Origin of the sequence: Paenibacillus sp. RC73, assembly GCF_044908085.1 — a bacterium.
GTDB classification, from domain to species: domain Bacteria; phylum Bacillota; class Bacilli; order Paenibacillales; family Paenibacillaceae; genus Paenibacillus; species Paenibacillus terrae_A.
Genome location: NZ_JBIYCV010000003.1, coordinates 131902 through 146449, shown reverse-complemented (window position 1 = coordinate 146449; position 14548 = coordinate 131902). Strand labels below are relative to the sequence as shown.

General features: G+C 47.0%; 11 protein-coding genes. 5 read left to right on the top strand and 6 right to left on the bottom strand.

Going from position 1 to position 14548, the window contains the following annotated elements:
• The first annotated feature begins 36 nt into the window (after positions 1-36).
• Positions 37-321: a DUF4183 domain-containing protein gene (locus ABH897_RS07560; protein WP_283653852.1), complete on the top strand. Its 285-nt coding sequence runs from the start codon at positions 37-39 to the stop codon at positions 319-321.
• A 33-nt stretch (positions 322-354) separates the two neighbouring features.
• Positions 355-1563 (top strand): hypothetical protein, encoded by a 1209-nt coding sequence (locus tag ABH897_RS07555; RefSeq protein ID WP_283653853.1) that lies wholly within the window; start codon positions 355-357, stop codon positions 1561-1563.
• Between the two features lie 194 nt (positions 1564-1757).
• Here ABH897_RS07555 and ABH897_RS07550 read toward each other — a convergent pair whose 3' ends face one another.
• Together ABH897_RS07550 and ABH897_RS07545 are read right to left on the bottom strand one after the other, a co-directional pair.
• Positions 1758-2324 (bottom strand): hypothetical protein, encoded by a 567-nt coding sequence (locus ABH897_RS07550; protein WP_283653854.1) that lies wholly within the window; start codon positions 2322-2324, stop codon positions 1758-1760.
• A 13-nt stretch (positions 2325-2337) separates the two neighbouring features.
• Positions 2338-3924, bottom strand: coding sequence for a DUF4153 domain-containing protein (locus ABH897_RS07545; protein WP_404520527.1), 1587 nt, complete (start codon positions 3922-3924; stop codon positions 2338-2340).
• A 146-nt stretch (positions 3925-4070) separates the two neighbouring features.
• Here ABH897_RS07545 and ABH897_RS07540 point away from each other — a divergent pair, with 146 nt between their 5' ends.
• Positions 4071-5810, top strand: a complete 1740-nt coding sequence (locus ABH897_RS07540) for an ABC transporter substrate-binding protein (protein ID WP_404591507.1) — start codon at positions 4071-4073, stop codon at positions 5808-5810.
• A 206-nt stretch (positions 5811-6016) separates the two neighbouring features.
• On the opposite strand, the gene ABH897_RS07535 is transcribed toward ABH897_RS07540, so the two are convergent.
• Positions 6017-7417, bottom strand: a complete 1401-nt coding sequence (locus ABH897_RS07535; protein ID WP_404591505.1) for a transcriptional regulator — start codon at positions 7415-7417, stop codon at positions 6017-6019.
• A gap of 534 nt (positions 7418-7951) precedes the next feature.
• On the opposite strand from ABH897_RS07535, the gene ABH897_RS07530 reads away from it, so the two are divergent.
• Positions 7952-8197, top strand: coding sequence for a DUF6953 family protein (locus tag ABH897_RS07530; protein ID WP_137060821.1), 246 nt, complete (start codon positions 7952-7954; stop codon positions 8195-8197).
• A gap of 42 nt (positions 8198-8239) precedes the next feature.
• On the opposite strand, the gene ABH897_RS07525 is transcribed toward ABH897_RS07530, so the two are convergent.
• Positions 8240-9268, bottom strand: coding sequence for a helix-turn-helix transcriptional regulator (locus ABH897_RS07525; protein WP_483874954.1), 1029 nt, complete (start codon positions 9266-9268; stop codon positions 8240-8242).
• Positions 9269-9317: 49 nt separating this feature from the next.
• Between ABH897_RS07525 and ABH897_RS07520 the strand changes: the two genes are divergently transcribed.
• Complete coding sequence (locus tag ABH897_RS07520; protein ID WP_404591773.1) at positions 9318-10265, top strand: Gfo/Idh/MocA family protein; 948 nt, start codon at positions 9318-9320, stop codon at positions 10263-10265.
• Between the two features lie 47 nt (positions 10266-10312).
• Here the strand turns inward: ABH897_RS07520 and ABH897_RS07515 are convergent, their stop codons facing one another.
• Both ABH897_RS07515 and ABH897_RS07510 read right to left on the bottom strand, forming a co-directional pair.
• A complete protein-coding gene (locus ABH897_RS07515; protein ID WP_404591503.1) occupies positions 10313-11344 on the bottom strand; it encodes an asparaginase in 1032 nt (343 codons plus the stop codon).
• Between the two features lie 286 nt (positions 11345-11630).
• Complete coding sequence (locus ABH897_RS07510; RefSeq protein ID WP_404591501.1) at positions 11631-14258, bottom strand: S-layer homology domain-containing protein; 2628 nt, start codon at positions 14256-14258, stop codon at positions 11631-11633.
• Positions 14259-14548: the final 290 nt, after the last annotated feature.

The following is a 14548-nucleotide window of genomic DNA, read 5'->3' as shown; positions in this document are numbered from 1 at the left end:
TCTCCAGGTTTCAATAACTGGAGGTGAGATATACTTATGCCAATTATTCCTCCGTTTCAGGGATCAAAAAAATTTGTCTCCAACATTTTAGAAGGCACAGGAACAGGAGCCTCCTTTTCAATTGCGGCTATAAACTTTATTGATGATGCAGGATTGACAATAACTTCATTTCCAACAACGTTCAACTACTATCTTCTCTATATTAACGGTGTACTCCAATTAGATAATTCATCCTCCGTTTCAGCAACTGCGATTAACCTTCCGGATGGAGATACACTTGATCCGTCTGTACCGATCATGATTGAATTCATTATCAGGTAAATTTCGATGTTCATAGAAGGGAGTGGTACATCCATGAGTCCAACAATTCAACCGATATACAACTTATCAGGCGTTTCACCAACACTGAACTCAATGACTGACAAGTTACAAACGGCTGAAGCAAGTCCTCAGTTCAACTACGCTTCCAATTATGGTATTTCTCAGTTGAGGGATATTGTCACCACAAACGGCGGAGGAAATGTGCAAAATTCAGCAGAAACGTATCAACTGAGTACATCAGCAGCTTCCAATGATCGTGCAGAGCTCCAAACAGCGGAACGCGGACAATTTCTTAACGGGGCGGCATTTGAATCCGGTATTAATGTACAAGTTCCCAGCCCCCCCACAGGAACTCAGCGGGCTGAATGGGGATATAGCGACAATACAAATGGGGCTTATTTTGGACAAGATAGCAGCGGCGTATATGTGGCTCTGTTACAAAATGGAGTAGAGACGTTGAAGGTTTATCAATCCTCATGGAATATTGATACGATGGATGGAACCGGTTCTAGTCGGGTGACCCTGGACACAACTGACGGCTATCTTTACCAGGTTCGCTACAACTATACCTACGGACAAGTAGAATTCCGTATCGTTGCAATCAATCCTCAGCTGTTTCAGCAAGCCGTTACAGTGCATCGCTTCACTCCGTCAAGCGCTGCACTACTGAAGGACGCTAACCAGAATATCAGGGCAACCGTTCTCAACGGCACATCCGGGGGAGCCTTCAGCATCAATGTAGGCGGAAGGTATTTTACCAACCTGGGTTCCATCTTTAAGACCTCCCGAATCACATCAGAAACCCGGATCAATGCCACGATATCAAGTACTGCCTTCACTCCTACAGTGAGCTTCCGAAGAAAACTCTTTTTTCCAGACAACAGCACCCAGGTAAACTCTATAAATTTGGGGGCTGCCAGCTTTGATATATTGGCTTCGGCCGATCTCCAATGGGAAGTCCGGGTTAATTCAGTCCTCACTGGCGCATCCTTCGGAGCAGTGAGCGGGACTCCCTCTTCCGAGAGCTCCTTGCAGTCGGATATCTTGGCAACGGCTATGAATACGTCTCAAGGAGTTCGGGTTTTGGGGGGCCTGTCACTTGCAGGAACGATAGAGGGTGTCACCAATGTACAAGTTCCTTTTACACTTCCCGGAAACGGTAATTTAACTCTGGCCTTGCGAACATTGAACAATGTCAGCGGTAATGCGAGCGTGACCCTACGCTTGGAAGAGTTTTGGTAATCAGACGGATCTGTTGATAACTACAATTTGCATCATGTATAGGAGGATGGCCCATATAAGAGGTGTTATATTGCACTTTTACGGACTTGACTGGCAAATACACTTCGACATCTGTGTCAAAGCGTACTTGTCGGTCAATTCCGGCTTCAAAAAAGTCAGATATACGATTCTTTTTAGTGATCTGTACGTACCTCTCATTCTTCACTCCGCCCGTTCAGCCACTTGAACCAGTGGAGCAAATGACTGAATCGGTATTCATGCTGCGAAGCGTAGGTCCACACCTCTGGCTCCTCACCGGGCTCCTTCCAGACCAGCATGGAAAAGTGGCCTTCCTCCTCATTGGCGACCGACAGCAGCGAAAGACGATCATCCCCAAATCGGTATGGGGCCGATTCCACCCAATAATTCCGCATGTCGCTGATCCAGCTGCGAAACCGCTCTGTGCTTGAGATCCGTAGCACGTCATCCGGCAAGAGCATATGCTCTCCCATGTCCTGCCAGTACCCGGCATAACGGTAGCGTGCTTCCAGCATCGGACTGAGCGGCCGGGCTTTGCCGGGAGCCAGCGTGGGCATACACGTGACGGGAACGACCGGACCGATGCTCTGGATAGCATAAGAGCGGGCCTCCCCCTCACTCAAGCCGAGATACATAGCCTCCGCGAGAAAAGCGTTCCGTCTTACATCAAACTGATGCTGATACTGTGACATTTCATTTTGTAGCTCCAAAACCATACCCTGTACTGCATCTGTTCCGATCATTCCCAAGCACCTCTCATTCCAAAATATAGTCGTGCAGCTTGCGCTGTGCCCGATATTCAGCCCAATTGAACGCTGGCCATGCCGTTTCTTCCCTCGTCATGCTCATCAGACGACCTTGTAGAAACTCATCCATCGCTCCGTGTTCCTTACGGCTAAATTCAATCAGCAGCGGAATAGCATCCGCCGATAGCCCACTCAAATATTCCTTATCGATCACCGAGGTAGTGCGATACCGTTCGAGATTATTTTCAGCAATCCGTACATCAATGCCCACATAATTCACGACGAGATACGCCACCAAAGCGAGTACAACATAATATTTTGCCAGCGGAAGCTGACGGACATGAATGCGCACTGCTGCGATGAGTAGCAGCAAGCCCAGAAAAATCATAAACGCGTGTACCAGATAACGGGTGTACGTATATCCGTAGGCCTCTTCGTACATGACCAGCCGGGTATAGCCTGAATACAGCATCACGCCCGAGCAGCCCACGAGTACATACAGCAGGCCGTTGTTCATTTTTTGCAATATATTTGAGCCGAATTCGGTCCACTTTAGCACACTGATCATCAGGACAAAGTTGATGCCTGTCACCATAACCAGCTCCCCGAAGCCCCTTCTCGCATATTCTGCATACGAGGTTCCTTCCGGCAAGGCACCTTCCCATGCACCAAACAGATATCCGAACTGCAATACGACGAATACAACATACACCAGATTCATAACAATCAGCACCGTAGCGGTAATCACAGGATCAAACTTGATCGCGACCGACTCGTGGTAAGGCACTGCTGATTTGTTAATCATCACTGAAGAGTGACCATCATACTCGGTGGTTTGACCATTCGTGCGCTCGTCTAACCCATGCCATGACTGAACCTCTCTCTCCGTATTACGCGGAGCAGGCTGTACAAATCCCCACAAATAGCAGAAGAAACAGAAGGTAAAAAAACAGGTCCAGATTAGCCGCAGCATTCCGCTACCAAATGACAGCGTGCCGATCCATGAAGGTATACCCGATAACAGTTCCTCGAACAGCCCATCCGCTGATGCCAGCAGAGATATAATGATGAACAGCAGTGGCAGGGCGATCAGCAAACCAACCATCACTTTCCCCAATACACGCTTGCGCTCATCCTTTACATTCCGAAAGGCTGCTGTCTTGAACATCCGAAACGGAGTCACGACATGCCGAAGATTTTGATAAAACAAATGGCTTAACGCCTGACCAATGATACCGGGTTCCGACCAGCTATGCCTCTTCTCCCCGAGCAGCATCACCATATGTACACTAATCAGAGCAGGTATAGCCAATGCATTTAACACATATAGGACCGGATTATCGAACAGCGCATATGTCAGCGACAGCAGCACAATCACGGCAAACAGCAATTTCCCCATCCATAAGTCAAGCCGGATACGATCCCGGTTATAGACATACATATAGGTGTAGAACAGAATGACAAAAATCGGCAGAGACACGCCCAGCGCATGCCCGTAAAACAGATATTGATGAACCAGCGCCAACACAATCGCAGCAGCAAAGGCGGACAGGAACGACGGTTTCGGCAAAGACGTTCCACTCAACTTGTCATGCATGGTAAATACCTCCACAAATATGCTTTATAACCCTTATTGTAGATGATAAAATAAGAAGATAAAGAGAAATTAATCGACGTAAAATTTCCTATTTTATATAAACGACTGCACTTTAATCATCCATAGGGGAAACGGAGCAACCATTTATGAAACTTCATGCCCAATTTTTACGGCTTCACTCGCACACCGCTGACGACAGGGATGAGAACCATACAATAGAGACTACGCTGGATGAGCTGGCGGTTATTTTTGACTGCACCCACCGCAATGCCTTGATGATCATTCAGAAAATGGAAAAGCATGACTGGATACAGTGGACTCCCCGCCGAGGCAGGGGCCGCCGCTCCAGCCTGCACTTCCTGATTCAGCCGGAGGACATTGCGGTGCAGTCCATGATGCAGGCCATCGACCGCCACGACATCAAACGCGCATTGGATGAAATCCGGACCCATTCGCGTTCATCCACGATGCAGGAGCATTTGCAAGGCTGGCTGCTGAACTACTTCGGGCATCACGCAGAGGTTCGCAGCGATCAGCAGCAGATTGATACGTTGCGTCTGCCCATTCGCCAGCAGCTATACACGCTGGACCCGCTATATATGAACTGGCTCGCGGAGTCCTTCGTATCCAGCCACGTCTTTGACGGGCTGGCCCGCCGGGCGAACGAGAGCGGTGAGATATTACCGGGACTGGCGCACGCTTGGGAGGTGGACGCTACCCGTACGCAATGGACCTTTTTCTTGCGTAAGGAAGTACTGTTCCATAACGGCAAAATACTGACCGCCGAGGATGTGGTTTATACCTTTGAGCGGCTGAGCCGTGCGCCGGGACGGAGGCTGTACCATTTTATCGTTCGGCAAATCGAGCACGTACAGGCGCTAAGTCCGACGATGGTACGCTTCGAGCTGAAGGAGCCGAATGAGCTGTTTCTGTCCTTCCTGTGTACCAGTCGTGCCGCCATCGTGCCTCGTGAGCTGAATCAGGCGGGTGAAGCGGCCTTTGGCATCCGCCCTGTGGGCACAGGGGCTTTCAAGGTCACGGAGATGAACGAGAGCTTATGCATACTGGAGGCATTCGCTCCTTATTTTCAAGGCCGCGCCCATCTCGACCGGGTGGAAATTGTTCAGCTCCCGTGGGCGGCCAAGCCGGAATCGGCGGCGGATACCGCAGATACAGCTTCGCCCTTTCATATCATCCACAATCCCGTATTGGCCGGGAACACGGATACTGCATGGAGTCAGATTCACTCGGCAGCTTCGGTGCGTAAATTTATTACATGCAATACACACAGGGACGGGCCGTTACGTAACCCGGAAGTACGTGCCCGTATCGTGGCGTGTCTGGATCATCGCAGCCTCCCTCCGATGGTGGATGCATCCGACGACTCGTATGAACCCCCGGCAACGTTGCAAATTGCGACCATTCCCGAGTATAGAGCCGATGCGGACCGGGTCGCGGCCCAGTTGGAATCGTGCGGATATACTTGTAATATCGTGGCTGCATCCATGAATGAATTCAAAAGCTCCTCCATCCGTATGGAATCAGACCTGATCATCTTTTCTCTGTTTCGTGACCGTGATGAGCAATTGCGCCTGTTCGATCTGTATCTCAATGTATCCGGGCATGTCGAGCCGCATAGCCGCGTTGATATCGAAAGACTGCTGAGAGATATTGCACGAGAAGCGGATCATACGGTCAGGGCGCGTCAATTCGAGCATATCGAAACCCGACTTATTCATGAGCACCAGCTCCATATCTTATATGAAAAGCCAGTTCAGACAGCATATCTTCCTTCCGTGCGCGGCGTTTCCTTCAACAGTCAGGGGTGGGTGGATCTGCGTCATGTCTGGTTCCCGCCTGCTCAAACGCAAATATCCAAGCCTTAATGGAAAAGACTTCATTCGCGAGTGTTCCGCCACAATAAAAAAGGTATCCTCTTTTACAAGAGAATACCTTTCATGTGCTACCCAGCCTAATTTAAGCAGAAGTATCCCGGGATGAAAATGACCAGCCACCCATCCCATGACTGTGAGCTCCGCTAGGATCCTCTACAGGGGGAGCAATGGGTGAAGAATTCAGTATGATAAAAAAATTAAACGCGAGCAGAAAAAAAATGATCTTTTTTATCATTAAAGTGATCTACCTCTCTAAGTAAATTTTTATATTCCTCCGTCTCCTCAGGCGAGGCAGTATGCCGGAATTTCTCAAATAAACCTACACATTTAATCGTTACAGGATTACCATTCAGCACCACGGAATAGGACAGGCTTTCCAACAGAAATTTCATACCTTTCGCATAACGCTTATTATCGAGATCGTAGCAAGCCAGCTCTGCCAGGAATCGTGCATAGAGATCCGCTGACACTTGCTCCGTATAGGTGCCTACCTTGGTATGGTGATCCGCAAATGCAGCAATCTGTTTCTCGAAACGTTGCAATACGTCGTCCACATTAAATTCATAACGGTTTGCGGCCAGCATGATTTTGAACAATCCCATCAGAATCTCGCCTTCGTTTCTTTCCAGATAGGCCACATACTGTGGAATGACGTCCAGTTTACCGGACATAAGCTGATACAGATATCCGTTAGCCTCAGCCCAGTTGCTACACTGTTCCTTCAAGCGGCGTGCTTCTTCCGTATCCTCCTGCACCCAGCTTAGATCAGCGTACAGGGAGACATATTCCAAAGCCTTTTCGTAATCCCCTCGTTCGTCACAAATACCTGCACGCAGCACGTAAGAGTATACAATATACATAAACAAAGGACCCTTTGTTTGCTTGTCACGCTCTGTTTTTCTTGTTTTTCCATATTTTTGATCATACTGTACTTTAGCCCTGCGACACATTTTATCAGCTAACGCGTCTACTTTATCCCACCGACGCAGCGAAACATAAGTATTGGCCAAATCTTTTAATGCATCCAGTTGATCCACTTCACCCAATCGATCTACAAAGCTTTCAAAGTGTGTGGCGGCCCACAAATTTTCATCCTGATCATCACCGACAGCGATTGTAAATAACCGATACTGGCAGAGAGCCAGACGCTCGGAATGCTGATACTTCTCACTTTCCGAGACATTTTTATAGATGATAGCCGCTGCCGCAAACTTGCCTTCTCTGAACAATTCTTCTGCCGTCTCAAACAAGGCCGGAGCGTAAATCAGATAGTCCATCATAAATTCCACGACTTGTTCAATACAGTCCAGCTTATTCAGCTCTGCACAACGATACAAAAATGGGCGAACCCGTCGCCAATTTGGTGCTGAATTCCGTATAAATTCTTCAATGTACAGCTCATAGAGACTTCCCTCTTCAAGCCCCATGCCTGCCGCAATCCGATCCAATAGCAACATCGCAATCGGCCGATTACCGTTGATAATGGCACTGATCGTGCCCGCATTAATACCTGTGTTCTCCCCAAACTTACTAATCGTGATTCCTTCACGTCTGATATACTGCTCCAGCTCTGCACGAATCGTGGTTGTTTCCTTCAAATCAGGCACCCCCAGGGATTACTTGTATGTTTTCAATTCAAAAAAAGAAAATTCCCGTGAATATTCCCTTTATTATACAAAACAAAACCCACTTCGCCAACTGCATAAATTCGTTTACTTAAAATTTATTTGGACAGAGTCAACCGTTTCTTGAAATCACATGAATCACAAGCTTAGCGATGTGGATTGCTCACGTAGTTCTTAGAGTAAGGTCCCTTGCTCCCTCTTACGCGCCCCTTACAACAGTTAATTGCAATAAAACACAACAATGATTACTATTCTAAAATATAAAAAACTAAAAACATATAGTTCATAGTATTTATTTCATAGATGTATAAATATGAATAATAAGTTGCGTATTTACAAACTACTCAAAACCAATTCCCAAATAGGGGCTACTACCGACTGATTTGGTAATTTCCTAGTTTGCGTATACTATATGGAGAGTGAATTGAAAAACACTTATCTTACCATAGGTCAATATAGCTATAATCCGGTGCATTATGGAACGAAGGAAAGGATATGACAAATCAAATGGACAATACCCTTACAACAGAACAGCAAATTGCAGCATGGATGGTCGCGCAAATTCGGGAAGTGGGAACCTTGAAACAAGAAGACGCGATTGCATATGTACGCTCTGAGTATGGAGAGCAGTATGTGTTTATAAGTGAGCACGGTCATGTATCTCTCGAAAAGGAAATCAAAAAAGCGTTTCGCAAGCTTCATGGCGGTAAAATCGCCTGGGATCGTGACGGATTCCTCTGGGCCTGGACGTAACAAGCAAAAGCATCTGCCATAGGCAGGTGTTTTTTTGATAATTTATATATATTTTTTCTGGAGTTGGCTGATTTGCCCCTTCACAAAATGCCGAAGGGTTGCAGGCTCTACGATTTCAACCCGGCCAATCCAATCCATTGCATCACGACAGGCCGCTTCATAACTGTACATGTTTACGGTCAGAAGCAAATGGCTCCCTTCCTGTGCGGACTGGAGAATTTCCAGTCTTTTCGCTACGATTCCAGCTTGCGCCTCATTCGTCCGGATCACAACCGGGTAGTATTCTTTCTCTCTGCACAACTCCTTAAATGTTGTTTCTTGCTTCGTCCAGTGATTTTCCAGCGAAAAATCCACAGGAACCTCAAAGAACTCCGCAGACGGCTTAACCTTAACCGCCATGATTCGCCCGCACTTAAAGGTCCGAATCTCCTGCCCAGCTTCACAAAAGGCAATGAGATACCAATCTCCCTTTTTCACCACAAGTCCATAGGGATGTACATGCCGTGAAGAACAGACTCCGTCCGCTCTACGGTACTGAATGGTTATTTTATAAGACCCCCATACCGCAGCTCTCACGACCTCAAGGCAGGGAATCGCTACGCGCTCCGTCCACCAGGGCGTATCATCAAAATAAAACCGCGCTTTGGCCTTCCGAATATCTGACTGATAAGAGTCCGGCATTGTCTGTTCCAGTTTGAGCAGTGCATTTTTTAGCTTTAAGCCCGATTCCGTTGGCCCGCCTGTATAAATGCCCATACCCGTTAAGTACAACTGAATGACATCACCGCCATTTAACTGTTTAAGGTTCGCCGTATAGCCCTCCATCAAGTAAATTCCGCCCTTTGGGCCCGTTGCAGTAACAATCGGAACCCCGGCTTCAGCCAAAAGGTCGATATCCCTGTAGATTGAGCGTACAGAGGTTTCCAGTGCGGATGCCAATTCCTTGGCCTTCATTCTTCCTCTGGATTCGATACATAATAAAATCGCAATCAAACGATGCAGTCTCACAATCATACCTCCACCATAGATGGTTAATCCGAATTGAACAGATAGTACATAGATTGTTGACACCCCGTTGGCAAAAATAGGAGCGTATCATAGAAGTAAAGGGGTGTAATAGATAATGAATATTGGAATATTGGGGACGGGATTCGGTTCGTATCATGCGTCACTTTTAAACAACCATGCCCAGGTGAACAGAATCGTCGTATACGGAAGAAATGAAACCAAACTGCACAAGCTGAAAAAGGAGCTGAACGTAGAGGTTACACAAAATATAGAGGATATTCTGCTTGATCCATTCGTAGACATCGTCGATATATGCCTGCCCTCTCATGCACACAGGTCACATGCCGTTGATGCGTTGAAGCACGGAAAGCATGTATTTTGTGAAACACCGGTTTGCCTTAATCTCGAAGACACTCTCCTTATACAACAGGCTGAGCAGCAATATGGTAAAAAGGTTCTCGTCAACCAGTTCATTAAGTTTGATCCTGCCTATACCTTTCTTTATGAGGCTCACCGTCAACAAAAATACGGGAAGCTCATTTCCTTGTCCTTGAAAAGAGAAACGCCTCCCCTATGGGGGAACCTTGGGCTAAGCTCCATCCCTACTCAGTTCATGATTCATGAGCTGGATTTACTCACATGGTTGTTGGGACCCAGTGACCCGTGTACAGTCTGGGGTACAGAGGTGGTCAATCCTGAGCAGGCGCAGGTTCGGGCCTATTTTCAGCATCAGGATACGTTCACAGAAGTCATCGCTTCTTCCCATATGCCAGGAGGTTACCCGTTCACGGTGGCCTATGAAGCTTATTTTGAAAAGGCCAAGCTGGTATTTCATGAAAGCGACGAAAACGATCTTATACCCACCGCATTATATGAGTATACCGCATCAGGGCAGCAAAAAATCAACCTCGAATCTGTCAATCCATACGAAAAAAGTTTAGAACATGCACTTGAATGCTTTGGTGGGCATTCAGAATGCCAGATTCCACTGGAGTCAGCAGTACAATCGTTGGAACTGGCTATTCAGATTCAAAATAGACTGGGGCAGGCTCAGCGTTAGCCGGTTGCCCCTGTCACCTGTCCTGATTCCTGTTCCTGCTACGGAGATCAGCCTCCCTTCCTTACAGGGAGGCTGATCTCCGTAGGCAAGGAAACCTCGTCCGCATAGTTCGTGGCCATAATTTTTGCTACTCCCGCAGGGTCAGTGGTCTGACCCAACGCCCACATCATTTTAGTCACAAGTGCCTCCGTCGTCATGTCATAACCCGGAATAACACCCTTTTCCAGCACCTTCTGCCCCACCTCGTAAATCGTCAGATCGCCGCCCTCATAAGGACATTGAGTGGTCACGACGATACTCATGCCATCCTTCATTAATTCCTCAATTTTGCTGATCAGGCTTCTTTCCTTGAAGGGCACGCCACCCATGCCAAAGCCCTCAATCACGATCCCTTTATAGCCCAAACCCTGAATGGCATCGAAAATCGCCGGATTCGTACCCGGAATCAGTCTGAGCAGAAATACCTCCGAAGCATACACGTCATTGTACGGATGGAGAACTGTACCGCGATTCGCAAATACGCCCTCTGTATAGACCACCTTCCCGTCTTCCACGAGGCCGATATACGGATAGTTAATACTCTCAAAAGCGTTATAGCTGCGCGTTCTGATTTTGGAGCTGCGGCTGCCGTTGATGATTTTGCCGTTAAATACGACAAATACTCCCGCTACCTCGCCACATGCGGTCAGGAACGAGTCGATTACATTTTTTTTGGAATCACTGTGCTCAGCCAGAATGGACACCTGCGACCCCGTCACCACGACTGGCTTGTCTACGGTTCCCAACATGAAGCTCAAAGCCGAAGCCGTATAAGCCATCGTATCCGTGCCATGGGCAATGACGATGCCGTCGTACTGATCGAGGGAACGATGTACCATTCGGGCGATGGAGGCCCAATCCTCCGGTTGTGTGTTCGTGCTATCAATGCTCATCAGATTATGGGCATCAATTTCACAGATTTCCTTCAACTCTGGAATTTCCGCCAAAATATTTTCAGCCGATTGGGTCGGCGTCAGGCCGTTTTCCTGATAGGAGGAAGAAATCGTCCCTCCTGTATTAATGAATAGAACCTTTTTCATGTACCCTTGTTCCTTCCCGATTACATCTTCACTTTATTGTTCTTAGAATTTATCATGAATAAGTGTGAGAAGCTACTTTGCTAAGGAAAAGAATGAATGAAGAATGGTGCGTTCATAAATCTGGAGCTGCAATTCTACATGTCTAGTTTCCAATCATGATCGAACTAACTTTGATCCGAAAAGGGGAAATAGATTATAGGGCAATATTTTGACTAATCTTTTTCGATAAAAAACAAAAGAGCCAAGTGCAAAATACACTTGTCCCTTTTATTCGGAGAAACGGTATTTAGTTAAGTGAATCCACCAGCGTCTTCAATTGCGGATTGAGCTTCAGCGCATTCAGGATGATTTGCAGAGCTTCTGCACGTGTGGAGTTGCTCTTGGGATCAAACTTTCCATCTGCTCTACCGCTGATGATACCTGCTTGTGCTTCAGCTTTGATCTCGTTTGCTGCATAAGAACCCTTCAAGTCATCGAAATTGCCTTTGGTGGTGTCCTTCGATACGTTGTTAAGGTTTAAGATGCGGGATAAAAGAACAACCATTTCCTCCCGGGTGATCGTGTTATCTGGCTTGAACGTACCGTCCTCATATCCGCTGATGACCCCAGCCTCTACAAGTTTCTTGATTGCGTCTTTTGCCCAGTGGCTGCCAACGTCCTTCAATGCGACACTCGTATTGTTGCCACCTTTGATATCGAACACGCTACTCAGAATCACTGCAAATTCAGCGCGTGTAATCTTACCATCCGGCTTGAACTTACCATCGTTGTAACCTTCAATCACATGCAGCTTTACGAAAGTATCGATAGTCTTTTCAGCCCAGTGCCCTTTAGTGTCCGAAAGAGTTAATGTAACCGGAGTTTTTTTAGCTTCCTGAATCCGAGTCTCAATGTTCTTAATAACATTGACGTCACCCTTCACTACATCTGACTTGAACACATCCTTTGCAGGATCAGGTGTCGGAGCCGGTACAGGTGCAGGAGCCGGTACAGGAGTCGGTACAGGTGCAGGAGTCAGATTAGTGTCAGTTGTAGTAGAACTACCACCACGGCTAGAAGAACGTTTGTCGATCGTAATGACCTTCGTTCCCACAACACCTGATCCATCACGAGCAACTGCCTGAATTGTAATAGTACCAGCTTGAGTGGCAACAAGTACACCATCAGCATTGATCGTTGCTTCCCCTGTACCAGGAATTACCGACCAGCTAAAGGTTTTATCCGTTGCATTGTCAGGAGTTACATTTGCCTTAAATTGAAGAGAGTCTCCAACGGACATTGTTCCACTAGCGCCGGACACTGTGATAGCAGTAACCAACCGGGGAGCCCGTGTGACATTGACCGTATAGCTTTTCGTCGTTCCATCCTGTGCAGTCACTACAAAGCTAATGATATTTGACCCCACACTTAGACTAATCGGATTGTTAACCGGAGTCCCATTGAGCTGTAAAGCAGCCGTCGCGTGGCTATCAGTAGTTGTATACGTAGCTGTCGTGACCGAAACATCGTTAGGCACAGTTGCAGTATAGGCGTACACACTTTCACTTACCGTTTGATCGAGCGTAATGCCGCTTAAATTCAGCGAGCTTAAGGCAGCATGATTTGAACCAGCTCGTGTAACAGTTACCTCATAGCTTTTCGTCGTTCCATCCTGTGCAGTCACTACAATGCTAATGACATTAGATCCCACACTTAGATTAATCGGATTGTTAACTGGAGCCCCATTAAGCTGTAAAGCCGCTGTCGCGTGGCTATCAGTAGTTGTATACGTAGCTGTCGTGACCGAAACATCGTTAGGCACAGTTGCAGTATAGGCGTACACACTTCCAGTTACCGTTTGATCGAGCGTAATGCCGCTTAAATTCAGCGAGCTTAGTGTGGCATCCGAATAAACAGGAGGGTTCTGGCTACCAGCCATAGCCGTAGAAACCATGAAGGTACCGACCATAAAGGGACCATTGCTTAAAGCTATAGTCTGAATTACCTTATTATCGGATGTTCTGATTACGCTCATGTTGCTGCTGCTATAATTGACCGTAAAGGCTTTACTGCCATCAGCCGAAATACCGACCACATAGGGATTAGAACCAACCGCTACGGTGCTTTCCACTGTATTACTAGCGGTATTGATTACTGAAACAGTTCCAGAGCCACTATTAGCCACGTAAACCCTGCTCCCGTCGGGAGACACCTCAGTAGCCGATGGGTTGCTGCCCACAGGGACAGTTGCTTCCACCGTGTTGTCCACAACGTTGATGACAGAAACTGTATTGTTCCCTTGATTAGCTACATAAATCTTGGTACCCGCAGGATTAACCGAAAGACCATACGGGCGGGCTCCCGCCGTAATTTGACTGGTAATCGTATCGTTGGTAAAATCCACGACTGCTACTTTGTTAGCGCCAGACTGAGTCAGATAAAGCTTTTGGCCTGCCACTACCATGGCTACAGGACTTGATAATACACTTATTGTACCCGTAACTGTAAGCGTTGCTGTATTGATTACTGACAGTGTGTTGCTGCTCATATTAGCTACATAAGCTTTGCTGCCATCCGAGTTAAAGGCTACTCCGTGAGGTTGTGAGCCCACTGTTATTGTGCCGACCACCGTATCAGTAGCCGGATTAATCACCGAAACAGTTCCACTCGTTCTGTTGGTCACAAGAACCTGCGTACCGTTCGGGTTGAACGCTGCGCTATTGGGCTGACTCCCAACCGTAATTTTGCCCAATTCCACCGTACCGCTTTCCAAATCCACCACATCAACCTTGCCAGTATTGTAGCTTGTAATATAGGCTTTCTTTAATATGTCAGTAGTAGCCGCAGAAGCGGCATTAAAATTACCTAACAAAGTTGAAATCATACATAGAATAGCTATCACTGCCACAAACTTCATTTTTTCTTTTCTAAACATTTTGTTCCCCCCTGATCGTTTCGCAGAATGAATTTTAAAGCGTTGAATCTAAACAAGTCTAAAAAAAGCAAAAAGAGAACCCATAAGAGACCGACTATTTTCCCCTATGCCTAACGTCCCCTTCTGGTCTTTCCGTTGCAGGATCTCTGCTTGCTAACATCTGATTCATGTATCGGCTGAACAATAGCGTCTTCATTGCGGAATGGGGATGCCCCCGCTTTCCACATTTGATAGTTTCCATAATCTTATATATATTTCTAGTGCTATCTACTGTCGCAACTTACGTGTTT

What these genes read in the sequence shown, in the direction of transcription:
- ABH897_RS07530 (WP_137060821.1), top strand. Translation starts at nt 7,952, where the DNA reads ATGGACAATACCCTTACAACAGAACAGCAAATTGCAGCATGGATGGTC.
- ABH897_RS07545 (WP_404520527.1), bottom strand. Translation starts at nt 3,924, where the DNA reads ATGCATGACAAGTTGAGTGGAACGTCTTTGCCGAAACCGTCGTTCCTG.
- ABH897_RS07540 (WP_404591507.1), top strand. Translation starts at nt 4,071, where the DNA reads ATGAAACTTCATGCCCAATTTTTACGGCTTCACTCGCACACCGCTGAC.
- ABH897_RS07515 (WP_404591503.1), bottom strand. Translation starts at nt 11,344, where the DNA reads ATGAAAAAGGTTCTATTCATTAATACAGGAGGGACGATTTCTTCCTCC.
- ABH897_RS07550 (WP_283653854.1), bottom strand. Translation starts at nt 2,324, where the DNA reads ATGATCGGAACAGATGCAGTACAGGGTATGGTTTTGGAGCTACAAAAT.
- ABH897_RS07555 (WP_283653853.1), top strand. Translation starts at nt 355, where the DNA reads ATGAGTCCAACAATTCAACCGATATACAACTTATCAGGCGTTTCACCA.
- ABH897_RS07560 (WP_283653852.1), top strand. Translation starts at nt 37, where the DNA reads ATGCCAATTATTCCTCCGTTTCAGGGATCAAAAAAATTTGTCTCCAAC.
- ABH897_RS07510 (WP_404591501.1), bottom strand. Translation starts at nt 14,258, where the DNA reads ATGTTTAGAAAAGAAAAAATGAAGTTTGTGGCAGTGATAGCTATTCTA.